The sequence below is a fragment of the Microcoleus sp. Pol12A5 genome, from assembly GCF_036701435.1.
Lineage (GTDB): Bacteria > Cyanobacteriota > Cyanobacteriia > Cyanobacteriales > Microcoleaceae > Microcoleus.
The window spans coordinates 1-15,794 of sequence record NZ_JAUBQU010000134.1 but is presented as its reverse complement, the minus strand read 5'-3'; the positions used below and the strand labels follow the sequence as shown (position 1 = coordinate 15,794).

Sequence of the window (15,794 nt, the reverse complement as noted above, 5' to 3'; positions counted from 1 at the left end):
TTCGAGTTGCTCTCTACCAAGTTGCCAGGGGGAGAATTACCTTAGATAGCTTGCTAAAAGTCGCTCCTACTGAAGAAAGCCCTTACTACGATCATTTACGACGGCATTTAGTTAACTTGGAAAAAGATGCAGAACTAGCAGCAACAATTAGACAAGTAATTAACAGCGAACAACCTGTAGAAATTAATACCGGAGAGGCTTTTAAATTGCGAAGCATGGGGTTGATAAAATTTCAGGGAAATGCTGTAATGCCATTGTGTGGTTTGTATCGTCAATACTTTAGCCATCGCCTAGCGTCTCCCCGAGCAAATATGACTGCTGTGCAACCACCTAATAACTCATCAAGCTTGCCCGTAGAGAGTAATTTAGCAGCTATTATTTTTTCGGATGTAGTTAATTCCACCGCCTTATCCGTTGCCAACCAAAAGCTGACACTAGAATTAGTGAATCGAGATTTCAACATCATCCGAGGCATCTGTGCTAAACATCAAGGCAAAGTCCTTAAAGAAATGGGCGATGGTTTATTAATTTGCTTTCCCGAAAGTGCCGTAAAAGCAGTTGCCTGTGCGCTAGAAATACAGCGAAGTCTCGCCGAAGCTGCTACCACCTTACCTCCGAGTCATGTCCTGCAACACCGGATTGGTATTCACTTGGGGGAAATATTCTCTTTTGAGAAGGATATTAGGGGGGCTGGTGTAAATTTAGCGGCTCGTTTAGAAGGGAAAGCAGAGCCAGGAGGAATCTGTATTTCTGAGACAGTTTATCAAGTTGTTAAAACCCATTTATCTTTAAATGTGATTGACTTAGGTATGCAACAGTTAAAGGGAATTCCTGAACCTGTACGACTGTACAAATTGATTCCTTAATTCTCGGATTATTCACCTATAAATTAACAATGCTCTATGAAAGATTATCAATATCAAGTGGGGGGTAGCCTTCCTGCAAACGCCCCAACTTATGTCACTCGAAAAGCGGATGAAGAACTTTATCAAGCTTTAAAAGCCGGAGAATTCTGCTATGTTCTTAATTCCAGACAAATGGGAAAATCATCCCTGCGAGTGCGGACAATGCAGAGGTTACAAGCAGAGGGAATCGCCTGTAGTAGTATTGATATCACAGAAATAGGAACCTCAGATATTACACCAGAAGAGTGGTATGCAGGCGTAATTGATAGCATCGTCAGCCGATTAGATTTGTATGACGTTTTTGATTTAGATGAATGGTGGGAGCAGAATAGGTTACTATCGAATGTCAAACGATTTAGTAAATTTATTGAAGAAGTATTACTCAAGAATATTTTAGAAAATATAGTAATTTTTGTCGATGAGTCGGACAGCTTAATCAGCTTAAATTTTAAAATAGAAGATTTTTTTGCTGTGATTCGTGATTGCTATAATAATCGAGCTGATAAACCCGATTATCGTCGATTAACATTTACAATGTTAGGGGTAGCAACTCCCTCAGATTTAATTCAAGACAAGCGACGCACTCCTTTTAATATTGGTCGAGGGATAGAGTTAACGGGGTTTCAATTAGCAGAATCCCAACCTTTAGCCGTGGGCTTAGAAACTCCAGCAGAAAATTCACAAGCATTGTTAGAAGCGGTGTTATATTGGACAGGAGGACAGCCGTTTTTAACGCAAAAAGTTTGTAAATTACTGCTCACTCACGCCAACTCGGTCTCAATCCAAAATCCTGATCAGTGGGTGGGAGATTTAGTTCGAGAAAAGGTGATTGAGAATTGGGAAGGGCAGGATGAGCCAGAGCATTTAAAGACGATTCGCGATCGTATTTTACGCAGCGAACAACGGGCCAGTCGGTTATTGGGACTATATCAGCAAATTTTGCAGCACCGTGAAATAGCGACTGATGATAGTCCCGAACAAATGGAACTACGATTAACTGGGTTGGTGGTTAAGCAGTCTGGCCAACTTAAAGTTTATAACCGGATTTATCAATCGGTTTTTAACCTGGATTGGGTGGAAAAACAATTAGCGGATCTCCGCCCTTATAGCGAAAGTTTTAAAGCTTGGATAGAGTCTAATTTCCAGGATGAATCGCGGCTGTTGCGGGGTCAAGCCTTGCAAGATGCTCAAACTTGGGCCGCAGATAAAAGTTTGAGCGATGTGGATTATCAGTTTTTAAATGCCAGTCGGGAAGTCCAACAACGGGAAGTTGAACGAGAGTTAGAAGCACAAAAACAAGCGAATAAAATTTTGACTCAAGCGAATCAGACGCTAATTAAAGCAGAGCAATTGGCCACCTATAAAGTCACTCAAGCTCAGAATTTAGCAAATGTCATCCAGGAAACGGCTTTTTCTAATGAATCATTTCGTTCAGGACAGACATTCCAAGCACTGTTGGAAGCATTAAAGGCAGGACAAGCATTCAAACAACTAGATGCTTCAGCCGAGACGACAAAACATATTAGAGGACGAGTGATAGCTGCGCTGCAACAAGCAGTGTCCGCAGTAAAAGAGCGCAATAGTTGGGAAGGGCATAGCAATGTGGTCATTAGCGTCGCCTTTAGTCCAGATGGAAAAACTTTGGCTTCTGCAAGCAGTGACAAGACGATCAAACTGTGGAACCTGCAAAGCCAAAAACCCATTGCTACCCTCACCGGGCATAGCAATTCTGTCAGAAGCATCGCCTTTAGTCCCGATGGCAAGACATTGGCTTCTGCAAGCTATGACAACACCATCAAACTGTGGCATCTGGAAACCCAAACACAGGTCACAACCCTAACCGGGCATAGCAATCAGGTCTATAGCGTCGCCTTTAGTCCCGATGGCAAGGTATTGGCTTGTGCAAGCGGTGACAACACCATCAAACTGTGGAACCTGGAAAGCCAAAAACCCATCGCTACCCTCACCGGGCATAGCAATAAGGTCTTGAGCGTCGCCTTTAGTCCCGATGGGAAGACATTGGCTTCTGCAAGCAGTGACAACACCATCAAACTGTGGCATCTGGAAAGCCAAAAACCCATCACTACCCTCACCGGGCATAGCAATTCTGTTTTGAGCGTCGCCTTTAGTCCCATTGGCGCTAGCCTGCCGTCAGGCATTGGCAAGACATTGGCTTCTGCAAGCTTTGACAACACTATCAAACTGTGGCATCTGAAAAGCCAAACAGAGGTCATAACCCTCACCGGGCATAGCAATCAGGTCTATAGTGTCGCCTTTAGTCCCGATGGGAAGACATTGGCTTCTGCAAGCGGTGACAACACCATCAAACTGTGGCACCTGGAAAGCCAAAAACCCATCGCTACCCTCACCAGGCATAGCAATTCTGTTTTGAGCGTCGCCTTTAGTCCCGATGGGAAGACATTGGCTTCTGGAAGCAGTGACAACACCATCAAACTGTGGCATCTGGAAAGCCAAACAGAGGTCACAACCCTCACCGGGCATAGCAATCCGGTCTATAGTGTCGCCTTTAGTCCCGATGGGAAGACATTGGCTTCTGGAAGCTTTGACCACACTATCAAACTGTGGCACCTGGAAAGCCAAAAACCCATCGCTACCCTCACCGGGCATAGCAATTCTGTTTTGAGCGTCGCCTTTAGTCCCGATGGCAAGACATTGGCTTCTGCAAGCTTTGACAACACCATCAAACTGTGGCACCTGGAAAGCCAAAAACCCATCGCTACCCTCACCGGGCATAGCAATCCGGTCTATAGTGTCGCCTTTAGTCCCGATGGCTTGACTTTGGCTTCTGGAAGCAGTGACAATACCATCAAACTGTGGCATCTGGAAAGCCAAAAACCCATCGCTACCCTCACCGGGCACAGCAATTCGGTCTGGAGCGTCGCCTTTAGTCCCAATGGCTTGACTTTGGCTTCCGGAAGCAGTGACAACACCATCAAACTATGGGTTTGGGAGGCTGATAAACTAATGGCATTAGGTTGCAATTGGATCGGCGATTATCTCAGAACCAATCCGAAAGCAACTGAAGAGGATAAACAGATGTGTGCTGATTACCTCAGCCAACCGTCAATCAAATAGGATTTAGGCAAAAACAGCCAGCCAGCCAGATGTTCGCACTACATTTTTTACCACCACTGCCACTTTTTCTGTTGTCCATTCCTCACTCGCATCAGTCACAACCCTAATATTTCGCTGCCGCGAATCTTCCTCCACAACCGCCACCAGCATCGGATTATTAAATCTTGCTATTTAATTTTCACTTTTGTCGTTAGTCGAGGTTTGGGGAGCTCAAAAGGCGGTAGGTGCTAACTCTGAGGGATATTGCACTGATGTCCCTTGGAATATAAAGTGTAAAACTCCTGGAGTGCTGACATTTGTTCTCTCAATCTAGATATCTCTATATCCCAGGGAGGGAGTAGTTTCTCAAGGTGGCGAACCTCACTAAACCAGAGTCGTAACTCGGGTTTGAGAGTTGCATAGAGCGTTTCGGGACAGGAGAGTAATATTGCTGTTATTATCTCTGCTACGAAGGGCTGTTGCGGCCACTTCCCTACAACAGACATTGCATCCGAGTCATCGCTTGACAAGCATTGGTGAACAATATCAAACAGTGAATTTAACTCAATAGCTGCCCGTAATTTCTCAAGTCTCTCGGCCGTCTCTGAGGAGGTATCCACCATAGTTGTGAATTCAACAGGCCAATGGTGCAGGAGGATACTGACAAAGGAAGCAATTGAATCAGGTTGCTCTTTTCTCAGAATGTCTGGGAGTATTTCTGTAAAGTAAGGAGCAACACTACGCCACTGATGTAAATCAAAAGCAACATGAAAGAAGGTTTCTGGCAACCTTTCACTCTTCTGCAATAAAATATAACCTCGACATTGATTAGTGACGGGATCGACAGGTTCAAATGCTTGCCATAACAATGGCAAAGAAACCCAGTGAGGTGGATATTTGAAACGAGCAACATCCAGCAGAAGAACTAGATCCCGCTTTGGATGATAACCACCAATTGGTGAAAAGTGACCATCGCCCGTTTGTCCCAATACCTTTCGGCTGTAGGAAACAACTAGATGAATATCACCTGACGCCGCAGTCACCTCCTCCACTGCTTGTCGAAAGTTTTCCAAGCTGCTTTGGTGGTAACGGTTAGGTTTTACAACAGCACCGTTGCAACGTGCGATACAGACAAACTCATCAAAGGTGATACCGTTTTCTTTAATGACTGAAAGAGGTAAACAACAGTCTAAAAATTCCTCTCCATACCATCTCCACACCCCTTTCCAAATGCGACCCGGATCGATGGATAAGGCATTAAGAACAACAACTAAACTACCCAATCCACAAAAAGCCGGTTCTGCTTGAGTATGAAACTGTTCCGCTAGAGCAAAATACCCTTCCATACCTCCCAATGCCAACGCTTCTCGAAATATTTGCTTTCCCTCTACCGAGGAAAAGGCAATAGCAGAATCGGGGAGTGAACGACGATAAAACCCTTGAGCCGACATTGAGTGTTTTAACCCTTATTGCTTATGGTGTTAATAAATATTATGCAATATCGTCACATTGATAATGATAAATGCACTTATTTACTATTTTTCTCAAGTATAGCAATAAAACGCTGCGAAGGTTGGACTATCTGGGTGCAAATTTAAAAAACGCGACCATTTGCGACAGACGGCTAGACATCAAGCTGATGAAACAAGTCGGAAATTTGCCACAGATTGAGCGGTATGCAGCTCGGCTTAATCTCACATCTTTGACCCTTCTCAAGAACAGGCTTTCCGGCCTGTTCCACAATAAAATTCACTCTTTGTGGAACAGGCCGGAAAGCCTGTTCATAAAAAGCTTCTTGAAAATAATGCAACATCTCAGATAAATCAAGCTTTTCTGAATATGCTCAATCACGCGATCGATGTTTTATAAGAGTCGGATAAACAGTTGTAAGAGTTGCCATCAATCAAATTTAAATCGGGCATTTGAATTGGCACTGAGGTGGTTGATGCTCAGGGGATTTATATTGAGGTGGCTGATAACGATACGGGAATTAGCAAAGATGTCACCGCGCAAGTTTCTGCTCCATTCTTGGTTAGCAGAACCAGCAATTTTGTCAAAAATTACTCTCAACTAGCGGATAATTGTAGAGCTGTAAAAATGAGAGTTAAAGTGTTTTTAGCAACCTGGTAAAGGTACTAAGTTTCGGACATAACTTCTGCTGTGGCACAATTAATTAATAGTATTAACAGGGGATGGGGCGGGTTTTTGAGATTGTTGGTTTGACTCAGAAATTGTTTTTAACCGCCCCTACAATGACTGCACAAAATTTTTCAACTGAGTTCTGCAATGAGCCTAGAATTGAGTTCGCTGCTAATTTTGTACTCGCACTGCTGTTGCAGCGGACACTCGCCGCAGCGGGGGTTTTTTGCAGTGCAAACTGCCGCCCCAAAGTCCAGCAGTCCTAAATTCCACGGCCCGACTTGGTGTTTGGGAGCGACTCGTTCTGCTGCTTCCCAAAGTTCGGGCGATCGCGATTTTACCTTACCGCCGTCAATCCCAAAAAAACGCTGCAAAATCCGAGCAACATTCGTATCGAGCACCGCTTTTGGCTGTCCGAAAGCATTAGCGCAAACCGATCGCGCAATGTACTTGCCAACTCCGGGAAGTTCCAGCAACTGAGCTTCCGTGCGGGGAACATTTCCCTGATAATTTTCTAAGATAACCAGCACCGATTCCCGCAGCTTTTGCGCCCGAAAAAAAAGACCCAAAGGCTGCAACAAACTAGCAACTTCCGCAGCAGGCGCGGCCGCTAAATCCGAGAGAGTCGGATATCGATCGACAAATTCTTGATAAATCGGAGCCACTGTAGCGGCAGTAGTCTTTTGCAGCAACAACTCTGCCACTAAAATCGCGTAGGGGTCGCAGGTACGCCGCCAAGGAAAATCCCGGAAATTCTGCTGGGCCCAAGTTTTGAGCCGGCGGCGGAACCACCGGACTTTGGCTGCATTCAAAGGCTTTGACCCAGGCTCGCAATCAGAATCAAAAACAACGGCATTTATTGCAGGCATTTGATTGGCACTTTGAGAAACTGTCAATTTTATATTTATATAATAGCAGATTTAAATAATGTGTGAGCTTCTCTTTTTCTGCTTTTTTCTCTTGACCTCAATAGCGTTCTCTGCGTTTAGTAAAAAAATATTATTAACCACCAGCCAGACCCGGAAACCGAGAAAAGATTGGGATTTCAAATATTTTAAAAATGTAAAATTTTGTATAGCAAACAACAGAAATTATAGAAAATAGACGATAGTTGATGTTCAAGAGATTTCAAGCCTCCGCGAAAACAATTTTTAATCAGGTAATAACATGGTAGTAGCAGCACCTGTTCAATCCGGCAGTCAGTCGATTTTTCAAACTCGCTATGAGAACTTTATCGGCGGCAAGTGGGTGCCACCGGTGAAAGGAAAATACTCGGAAAACCTGTCTCCAATTACAGGAAAATCAATTTGTCAAGTCCCCCGATCGAGCGCGGAGGATGTAGAATTGGCACTAGATGCCGCCCACGCCGCGAAAGACAAGTGGGGTAAGACTTCCCCAGCAGACAGGGCGCGGGTTTTACACAAAATAGCCGATCGCATCGAAGAAAACCTCGATCGCCTCGCCATCGCCGAAACCTGGGACAACGGCAAACCAATTCGCGAAACCCGCCTCGCAGACATACCGCTGGCGATCGACCATTTCCGCTACTTCGCAAGCTGCATCCGAGCTCAAGAAGGATCGATCGGCGAACTCGACGAAACCACAGTCGCCTACCACTTCCACGAACCCCTAGGCGTCATCGGACAAATCATCCCCTGGAACTTCCCGATATTAATGGCCGCCTGGAAACTCGCCCCAGCCCTCGCCGCCGGCAACTGCGTCGTGCTCAAACCAGCAGGCCCCACCCCCGCCTCAATCTTGGTACTGATGGAAATCATCGCCGACTTAGTACCAGACGGCGCAATCAACGTCATTAACGGGCCCGGCGCCGAAATCGGCAAAACCCTCGCCACCAGTCCCCGGATTGCCAAAGTCGCCTTCACTGGCGAAACCACCACCGGCAGGCTAATCATGCAATACGCCTCCCAAAACGTCATTCCCGTCACCCTAGAACTAGGCGGCAAATCCCCCAACATTTTCTTTGAAGATATCTGCGCCCAAGATGATGAATTTCTCGACAAAGCAGTCGAAGGATTCGTCATGTTTGCGTTTAATCAAGGAGAAGTGTGCACCTGCCCCTCCCGCGCCTTAATTCAGGAGTCAATCTACGATCGATTCATGGAAAGGGCGATCGATCGCATCCGCCAAATCAAACAAGATAACCCCTTAGATCCCACAACCGCCCTCGGTGCCCAAGTCTCCATCAACCAGATGGAAAAAATCGCCGAATACGTCAAAATCGGTCACGCCGAAGGCGCAGAATGCCTGATTGGTGGCGAAAGAAACATCTTATCCGGCGACTTGCAAGACGGCTATTATTTCCAGCCAACAGTCTTCAAAGGAAACAACAAAATGCGAATTTTCCAAGAAGAAATCTTCGGCCCAGTATTAGCAGTCACCACCTTCAAAGACGAAGCCGAAGCATTAGAAATTGCCAACGATACTCTCTACGGTTTAGGTGCAGGAGTTTGGACTCGCGACATCAACACAGCCTACCGCATCGGTCGTGCCGTTCAAGCAGGCCGCGTGTGGACAAACTGCTATCACCTCTATCCGGCCCACGCAGCATTCGGCGGCTACAAATCATCTGGTATCGGCCGCGAAAATCACAAAATGATGTTAGATCACTACCAGCAAACCAAGAATTTGTTGGTAAGTTACAGCCCCAAAGCTTTAGGCTTTTTCTAAGGTTTTAGTCATTGGGAAGGAAACAGGAAGAAGGACAAACTTCAGTGATTGGCGAACTCCTTCTTTCTCTCTTTCCTCTCCTTCTGTGCGCCCTCTGCGGTTCATTAAAAAAAAATCATTCACCAACGAAATAAAAGTGCTACACAAAGAGACTGCAATGGAAAAGATCGCAAAAGTCACCGCAACAGAAGCCGCTTTAAAATTAATTAACCATCTCAAAAGTCAACACGGAGAATTGATGTTTCACCAATCCGGCGGCTGCTGCGACGGTAGTTCCCCCATGTGCTACCCCAGCGGGGAATTGATCGTCGGTAATGGTGACGTATTACTCGGCGAAATAGGCGGTTGCCCCTTTTATATTGCAGCGCAGCAATACAAAAATTGGCAGCACACGCAGTTAATTATAGACGTAGCATCCGGGCCCGGAGGCAGCGATTTTTCCCTGGAAGGGCCGGATGGAGAGCGTTTTATTACTCGTTCTCGCTTGTTTGCCAATATTAATTAACCTGTTTTTTAAAATCCGATCGCTTATGGAGTAAGATTAAATCAAGCGCGAAGACGCTAAAAACGTGAAGGAAGAGAAAGAAACAGATGCAGTTGTTGCTTCGACTACAACCGTACTTCCTCAATAAAGGAAATACCATCGAAAATGCCATTTTTAAAGACTTGAGTGCTACGAACTCGCTGATTTTCGCTTAGTAACGTCATGGTTTCTACAAAAGTAATCAGTGCGTTATCTTGAGTTTTAGTTGCCCGAAAGCAAACTGTTTCCTGGCCTGCATCCCACACGACAGCCGAAAAATCCGAAGAAGTGCTAGAAGACATTTTCAGAATCCGATTTTCAAATTCACCTTGAAAATTAAGCTGGAGGCGAGAACCATCTGAATATTCATAATTGTTAACTTGTCTGTAGTGAATTCCATCAATCGAGATGGTAAAAGTACCGAAGAAGCTGCGAGAAAAATGTCCACGAGTATCAGTCTTAATAAACTCGCCTTTCCAAGTTCCAAGATGGCGGGTAAAAATCTCAGGAACTTTCTCCAAATCGGGAGAGTTCACAGGGGTGACGGTATCTTGATGAATTACAGGATCGTTACTCATTAAATCAGCCTCCAGTTTTTTTAGAAAACGCGATCGAGTAAAATGCTTTTTTCTGAAATACCCGATTTCTTCAAAAAGTCGGGTATCTGGGTATATTGATGATTTTGCATTGGGCTAACGACGACCTATTTTCAGACTCATTTCACGGCTAGTGCGTTGATATTCATGGACAATAGGTAATCTTTCGGATTGAAAATTTTCCAGTGCTTCGGCAATGTTAGCACTATCTCTGAGATGTTGTGCTAAACAAAGACCATCTTCCCAACCGGAAGTCATACCTCTAGCGCGTGTGGAACTTTTCGCGTGGGCCGCGTCTCCAATTAAGATCACACGGCCATCATAGATTTTTGGTAGGGGGTCAATGTCATAGGAAAAACGACAGACAATATTTTCCACAGGGGTTGATTCAATCACTTTTCGGGCATCATCTGGGAGTTTTGCGAGTTCTTGGGGAGGAATGGTAATATTATTAGGTTGTAGTTTCCCTACTTCGGAGTCTGCCCGCTCTTTTTCAATAAAGAAACCCCAATGAGTGCGACCTCCACCAATGTGAAAGAAGTTGGCATAAATTCCCCTACCGCGTACATAAACAAAAAAGTTTCCTTCGGGACAGAAGCTGCGATCTTCGACAATTCCTCGCCAGACGATATCGCCTAAATAGAATAGTTCAACGCCTGGAACTATATACTGACGAACTTTTGAGACGATTCCATCGGCACCAATTAAAAGATCGCCTTCCCATTTACTGCCATCTTTAAAGTGGGCGATCGCACTGTGTTCGGTTTGGGCGATCGATGCTAATTCTGCATTAAAATGAATACACTCAGGCGGTAACTCGTCGAGGAGTGCTTCTAGAATAGCTTTGCGGTGTACCAGCATTCCTGGGAGTTCATTTTCTTCATAAGTGACGGGTTCAGAATTGATGACACCGCCGCGGAGGTTGCGAAACTCGAATAATTTAACCGGATCGCCTGAGTTAATAATTTTCTGGCTAATTTGAGGGTTTCCTTTATGCAGCGCTTCCATACCTGCTTGTACGATCAGGATACCACAGCCATCGGTGCGCGGATGGGGTGCTTTTTCAAACAAGTCAACTTGAAACCCTTGTTGAATCAGCAGAATTGCTAGATAAGCTCCTGATGTTCCTGTGCCGATAATACCTATCCTGCTTTGGGACGAAACCATTTGTGCTTCTCCTGATTTAAGATTGCCGATCGGTTCTCAACTATTATTGTAATTAAGGAAAATCTAATTTGCGCGATCGCCCAATTGCGGATTTAGTTTATGTTGATAGCGACAGGTTTCAAGCTGCCGCTAAAATTAGTATCTAAGCTGATGCAGGATTAATGTTTAATTGATGACTTCAAAATTCACGCACTCAAAACTTAAGACTACTTTAAGCTTGAGTATTTTTAATTAGAGCCACTTCAATTTTGTCACCAGCCTTTTGACTGACTTGGGCGCGCAAACCTGGTCCAAAAAAAGTAGCTATTTTGTCTTGCTTTTCTTCCCAGACTTCGATCGGCATTAGCGGCGAATAAAACTCTAGAATTAACCCATAAGCACCATCAACATTAACTTCCCGCAACCCTTGCAGGAGCGGCCGTTCCTCGTCTGTCGGGGCAAGGCCCAGGCGCTCCAAAGCATCATCTAAGTGCGCTTGTTGGCCGTAGCGAAATCGAGTGACATCTTTGCGGACTTGGTTTTGAGTATCTGTGGCCTGACTTTCTCGCAGCAGGAGAACTTCAGCAGAGGTAGGTTCGGTGAAATCCACTGGTTCGAGTTCGGCCGCTTTCAAGGCCAAACCTCCCAGCAACAGCGGAATTCCATAAAAAAAACCGGCTAGGTTCAGGGTAGGTCTGTCTGTGAAGTAGGCTCCGAAACCGACTGCTGCTATAATACCGCCAACAACTAAGGCTAGGTTTGCTAAAGAAATTTTGCGTAACATATTAGTGAGGTAAGTAGTCGGACAGAAATAATATACTTTAATTATTATCTGTCAAAAAGTCTTGAATAAATTTAGTTTTTTTGCCAAAAGACCTGCAAAAACTGCTAGCATCTATGAGCGCGGGAGCGGTGTGCATCCACAGTCTTGTCTCTAGGTTCAGAAGCTTATCCTGCCGGACTCGCCCGGGCACGCCATCGGTAAATATCCGTGTTAATTGCGCGGCGTTGGTTCCAGAAGGCAATCGAGATCGGCAGTATCATCAAAGTATACAGAGTGGCGATCGCGATCGACACTCTTGCCCTTTCAACCATTTTTCGGACATGATTAAAGACGAAGACAAACAAACTGCTGGAGCAAACAAGGCGGTTTTGGAGCAGATTAACTCGCTCAAACGCGAAGATGAAAGGCTTTATAATATCTTAGCGATCGATGTCTGGGCCCTAGCCAAGACGATGGATGAATATCAACCGGGATTTTGGGCTGCTTTTATGAAAAACCGGGAGAAGGCCCTGAAGCGATTTTTAGCTGGAATGATGAAAAATAAACCCGCAGATAGCAAACGTCCGCCTTTTTTACGCTAAAATGTGGCTGGAGTTTGGCTGAAGTTTTGATGTACAATCAAACTATAACACAGACCAAAAAACCCTGAGCAGGTTCATCACTTCCCAGATAAAAACAGTGAAGGATTTGCCCAAAAAGGTATGTCGGTGAATTAAGAATCTCCGTCTGTTCGCAGGGGGGAGTGTCAAATATTTTTGTTAATAGTAGCAAAGGCAAAAAACCATGGATGCACAAACAATCAAAGAGCGCGTAGCAGAGATCGAGAGCAAGCGGGAATCTCTCGTGCGGCTGTTAGATCGATCGGACTTGGGAGCCCTGAGAATAGATGTGAGTCAGGCGATCGAAGAAATTGACGATCTCTTAGAAGAATTCAAGCGTACTTTTAACAGTTAAGTCGTCAGTAGTCAGTAGTCATTAGTCATTAGTTGTCGCGCATTTAATTTGAATAGTTATGTTAGTGAAAATCGTGTGGGGTGGGCATCTTGACCGCCCAAAAAGTCAAAATTAAATGCAGTACAGCTTAATAGCTAACAAAAACCGAACCCTGCTAACTGCAAATTTGACAACTGACAACTACTGACTACTAACTAATGACTAATGACTAATAACTAATTCATCACCATATCCATCAAAATTTGCTGAGAACTCACTTCCGGGCAATTAGCAGGCGGCCGCCGCTGAGAGTAGTGTCCTCCCGGCTGCAAATCCCAAGCTTGGCGGTTGTCAGCCAGCATTACACCCAAAATTTCTTGCAATTCCTTAGCAATTGTCGGGTCTTCCACCTGAACGATCGCTTCAACCCGTCTTGTGAGATTGCGCTGCATCCAGTCAGCAGAACCAATATACACCTCTTCGTCGCCACCGTTAAAAAAATAAAACATCCGAGAATGCTCTAAAAAGCGGCCGATAATACTGATAACTCGGATATTTTCGCTAACACCTTCAACGCCGGGACGCAAACAGCAAATCCCCCGAATAATCAAATCAATTTTAACTCCCGCTTGCGAAGCTTCGTACAAAGCAACAATGATTTGAGGGTCAACTAAAGCGTTCATTTTAGCGACAATGCGGCCACAGCTACCGCTGCCGCCTTCAGTCTGCAAGCGGCAAAATTCTGCCTCGCGGCGGATTAAAGCTAAAAATCGATCGCGCATATTGACAGGCGCCACCAATAATTTGCGATAAGATACCTGCCGGGAATAACCAGTCAAATAATTAAACAAATCCGCCAAATCCGAGCCCAAATCCTCGCGACAACTCAACAAACCCACATCGGTATACAGTCCGGCTGTTTTGGGATTGTAATTGCCGGTGCCGATGTGGACGTAGCGGCGGATGTACCCGTCCTCGCGACGCACTACCATCACAATTTTGGTGTGGGTTTTGAGTCCCACCAAACCGTAAACTACGTGGACTCCAGCTTGTTCTAACTTGCGAGCCCAATTAATATTATTTTCTTCGTCAAACCTAGCTTTGAGCTCTACTAAAACGGCTACCTGCTTGCCGTTTTCCGCTGCTTGAATTAAGGCGCTGACGATCGGCGAATCTCCAGAAGTGCGATATAAAGTCATCTTAATTGCTAAAACGGAGCGATCGTGCGCCGCCTCAGTAATAAACCGCTGTACCGTCGCAGCAAACGAGTGATAGGGATGGTGCAGCATCAAATCCCCCTGCCGGATGGTGGTGAAAATATCCTCGCCCTCTTCAGCATCCAACCTCGATTTGTCTAAAATCCTTGCCGATTCCGAGTTCCGCAAGCGCGGCGGCACAACCGGAGTCCAAGGCGGGTCTTTCAGTTCCGGCACCGGCAACCCCACAAAAGACATCAAATCCTTGAGGCCTAGCAGCCCCTCTACGACGTAAACATCTTGCTCACCGAGATCCAGCTCCTCCATCAGCATATCTCGCAGCGCAGGCGGCATAATCGCTTGAATTTCCATCCGCACCGCAGAACCTCCAAACCGGCGCTTGCGGAGCTCCTGTTCTATTGCCAGCAGCAAATCCTCTGCCTCATCTTCCTCCACCGTCAAATCGGAATTGCGAGTAATGCGAAACGGGTGATATTCCTCAACGTCCATCCCCGGAAACAAAGCTTCTAAATTGTGGGCAATCACCTGTTCGAGGGGCACGCCAGTCCAAACAGGAGATTTACCCCTCTGCTGCCACTGCAAATCGCCCGGTAGTGGCAAAAACCTCGGCAAAACCTGCGGTACTTTGACGCGGGCAAATAATTCTTCCCGCGTGTCGGGGTCTCTGACTACTACTGCTAGATTGAGGCTGAGATTGGAAAGGTAGGGGAATGGGTGGCTGGGGTCAACTGCTAGGGGAGTGAGTACGGGAAATACTTGTTCTTTGAAGTAGCGGTGCAAGTAATTGCGCTGTTCTTGATTGAGGTCAATGTAGTCGAGAATGTAGATTTCGCTTGCTGCTAGTTTCGGCCGCAGGGTCTGCTCAAAATAGGAGTGCTGCTGAGTAACCATTGGCAAAAGCCGCTTGTTAATGGCATCTAGCTGTTGTTGGGGCGTGCTGCCGTCGGAGGTCAATTTGCTGACTTTTGCGTGTACTTGTTGTTTGAGGGCGCCCACGCGCACCATAAAATATTCGTCTAGGTTGGAGCTAAAAATAGCGAGAAATTTAAGTCTTTCTAGGAGGGGCGTGCGGGGGTCGAGGGCTTCGTGGAGCACCCGGTTGTTGAATTCTAGCCAGCTTTGTTCTCGGTTGAAGTAATATTGAGGATCGCTGAGGTTGATTTCAGTGTAGGTTTTGGCGGGGGTCTTTTTTGGCTTGGGCATGGTTTGAGGGACTCTTTGGGAGGCTCGGTGATGGCATCTCTAGAAATAGTATTGTAGGTTAAAGGATTTGTTCGCATCTGCTTTTGGTCGATCGTGCGTTCTTGTAATACCTGTAGGGAAACGGCATTGCCCTGTCCGACCCCTGGATTGCGAACCCATCCCTCCCATCCAATTCTGTACCGCATTCGGCAAGTCCTCTTGATTTGGCGGAAAACCTGTTAACGGCAATTCCAGCGGTGGGTTAAGCGTGCCATGCTTGATAAAATTCTGGGTAAGTCATATTTTCGGCACACTCCCAGATGACTTCGTGACATCTTTCATTCCGACCAAAATCATTTTTGTAGATTTCCGAAGTTAGGCATTTTTTTAAACCTGAGACTGCGGTGGCGAAGTGTTTACCTTTCATAATTTGCAGTAAGCTATCTGCCGGGTCAAAAATAGAATATTCAGGGTGATAATTAGGAATCAACTCTATTAAAGTCGCGATCGCAACTGGGTGATATTTATCTAGGGTTTGCTGAAGCAGTTGCAAAAGTAAACACTGTATGAGTTGTGTTATCCTAAAAAGGTGGAAGGGTGCAAGAA

At 45.6% G+C, this 15,794-nt stretch carries 13 protein-coding genes and 1 pseudogene; 6 read left to right on the top strand and 8 right to left on the bottom strand.

Features of this window, described 5'->3' with window-relative positions; genetic code table 11:
- Both QUA45_RS24350 and QUA45_RS24345 read left to right on the top strand, forming a co-directional pair.
- The coding region (locus tag QUA45_RS24350) for an AAA-like domain-containing protein (RefSeq protein ID WP_333222329.1) at window positions 1–866 on the top strand (866 nt) is incomplete at its 5' end.
- A gap of 36 nt (window positions 867–902) precedes the next feature.
- Window positions 903–4,001 (top strand): WD40 domain-containing protein, encoded by a 3,099-nt coding sequence (locus tag QUA45_RS24345; RefSeq protein WP_333222328.1) that lies wholly within the window; start codon window positions 903–905, stop codon window positions 3,999–4,001.
- 3 nt (window positions 4,002–4,004) lie between these two features.
- On the opposite strand, the gene QUA45_RS24340 is transcribed toward QUA45_RS24345, so the two are convergent.
- From QUA45_RS24340 to QUA45_RS24330, 3 genes are all read right to left on the bottom strand, one after another.
- Complete coding sequence (locus tag QUA45_RS24340; RefSeq protein ID WP_333222327.1) at window positions 4,005–4,151, bottom strand: hypothetical protein; 147 nt, start codon at window positions 4,149–4,151, stop codon at window positions 4,005–4,007.
- Window positions 4,152–4,228: 77 nt separating this feature from the next.
- Window positions 4,229–5,431 (bottom strand): phytochelatin synthase family protein, encoded by a 1,203-nt coding sequence (locus tag QUA45_RS24335; protein ID WP_333222326.1) that lies wholly within the window; start codon window positions 5,429–5,431, stop codon window positions 4,229–4,231.
- A gap of 819 nt (window positions 5,432–6,250) precedes the next feature.
- Window positions 6,251–6,988 carry an A/G-specific adenine glycosylase gene (locus QUA45_RS24330; protein WP_333222325.1) on the bottom strand — a complete coding sequence of 246 codons (738 nt, stop codon included), beginning with the start codon at window positions 6,986–6,988 and terminating at the stop codon, window positions 6,251–6,253.
- Between the two features lie 298 nt (window positions 6,989–7,286).
- On the opposite strand from QUA45_RS24330, the gene exaC reads away from it, so the two are divergent.
- Window positions 7,287–8,807, top strand: coding sequence for an acetaldehyde dehydrogenase ExaC (gene exaC / locus QUA45_RS24325; RefSeq protein ID WP_333222324.1), 1,521 nt, complete (start codon window positions 7,287–7,289; stop codon window positions 8,805–8,807).
- A 157-nt stretch (window positions 8,808–8,964) separates the two neighbouring features.
- Complete coding sequence (locus QUA45_RS24320; protein WP_333222323.1) at window positions 8,965–9,312, top strand: DUF779 domain-containing protein; 348 nt, start codon at window positions 8,965–8,967, stop codon at window positions 9,310–9,312.
- Between the two features lie 104 nt (window positions 9,313–9,416).
- Here QUA45_RS24320 and QUA45_RS24315 read toward each other — a convergent pair whose 3' ends face one another.
- The 3 genes from QUA45_RS24315 to QUA45_RS24305 all read right to left on the bottom strand — a co-directional run bounded on the left by QUA45_RS24315 (window position 9,417) and on the right by QUA45_RS24305 (window position 11,856).
- Window positions 9,417–9,908 carry a DUF3598 family protein gene (locus QUA45_RS24315; RefSeq protein WP_333222322.1) on the bottom strand — a complete coding sequence of 164 codons (492 nt, stop codon included), beginning with the start codon at window positions 9,906–9,908 and terminating at the stop codon, window positions 9,417–9,419.
- 114 nt (window positions 9,909–10,022) lie between these two features.
- The gene (locus QUA45_RS24310; protein WP_333222321.1) at window positions 10,023–11,093 is read right to left on the bottom strand and encodes an FAD-dependent monooxygenase; all 1,071 of its coding nucleotides are present in this window, start codon (window positions 11,091–11,093) and stop codon (window positions 10,023–10,025) included.
- A 211-nt stretch (window positions 11,094–11,304) separates the two neighbouring features.
- Complete coding sequence (locus QUA45_RS24305) at window positions 11,305–11,856, bottom strand: DUF2854 domain-containing protein (RefSeq protein ID WP_333095010.1); 552 nt, start codon at window positions 11,854–11,856, stop codon at window positions 11,305–11,307.
- Between the two features lie 80 nt (window positions 11,857–11,936).
- Between QUA45_RS24305 and QUA45_RS24300 the strand changes: the two genes are divergently transcribed.
- Window positions 11,937–12,437, top strand: coding sequence for a hypothetical protein (locus QUA45_RS24300; RefSeq protein WP_333095011.1), 501 nt, complete (start codon window positions 11,937–11,939; stop codon window positions 12,435–12,437).
- A gap of 202 nt (window positions 12,438–12,639) precedes the next feature.
- A complete protein-coding gene (locus QUA45_RS24295) occupies window positions 12,640–12,810 on the top strand; it encodes a hypothetical protein (protein WP_015176488.1) in 171 nt (56 codons plus the stop codon).
- Between the two features lie 215 nt (window positions 12,811–13,025).
- On the opposite strand, the gene ppk1 is transcribed toward QUA45_RS24295, so the two are convergent.
- Window positions 13,026–15,209: a polyphosphate kinase 1 gene (gene ppk1, locus QUA45_RS24290; RefSeq protein WP_333095014.1), complete on the bottom strand. Its 2,184-nt coding sequence runs from the start codon at window positions 15,207–15,209 to the stop codon at window positions 13,026–13,028.
- A gap of 241 nt (window positions 15,210–15,450) precedes the next feature.
- Window positions 15,451–15,794 (bottom strand): annotated as a pseudogene (locus QUA45_RS24285) (hypothetical protein); the annotation flags it as partial.

Coding starts and splice junctions, on each gene's coding strand:
- QUA45_RS24295 (WP_015176488.1), top strand. CDS start 12,640: ATGGATGCACAAACAATCAAAGAGCGCGTAGCAGAGATCGAGAGCAAG.
- QUA45_RS24330 (WP_333222325.1), bottom strand. CDS start 6,988: ATGCCTGCAATAAATGCCGTTGTTTTTGATTCTGATTGCGAGCCTGGG.
- ppk1 (WP_333095014.1), bottom strand. CDS start 15,209: ATGCCCAAGCCAAAAAAGACCCCCGCCAAAACCTACACTGAAATCAAC.
- QUA45_RS24315 (WP_333222322.1), bottom strand. CDS start 9,908: ATGAGTAACGATCCTGTAATTCATCAAGATACCGTCACCCCTGTGAAC.
- QUA45_RS24335 (WP_333222326.1), bottom strand. CDS start 5,431: ATGTCGGCTCAAGGGTTTTATCGTCGTTCACTCCCCGATTCTGCTATT.
- QUA45_RS24345 (WP_333222328.1), top strand. CDS start 903: ATGAAAGATTATCAATATCAAGTGGGGGGTAGCCTTCCTGCAAACGCC.
- exaC (WP_333222324.1), top strand. CDS start 7,287: ATGGTAGTAGCAGCACCTGTTCAATCCGGCAGTCAGTCGATTTTTCAA.
- QUA45_RS24305 (WP_333095010.1), bottom strand. CDS start 11,856: ATGTTACGCAAAATTTCTTTAGCAAACCTAGCCTTAGTTGTTGGCGGT.
- QUA45_RS24340 (WP_333222327.1), bottom strand. CDS start 4,151: ATGCTGGTGGCGGTTGTGGAGGAAGATTCGCGGCAGCGAAATATTAGG.
- QUA45_RS24320 (WP_333222323.1), top strand. CDS start 8,965: ATGGAAAAGATCGCAAAAGTCACCGCAACAGAAGCCGCTTTAAAATTA.
- QUA45_RS24310 (WP_333222321.1), bottom strand. CDS start 11,093: ATGGTTTCGTCCCAAAGCAGGATAGGTATTATCGGCACAGGAACATCA.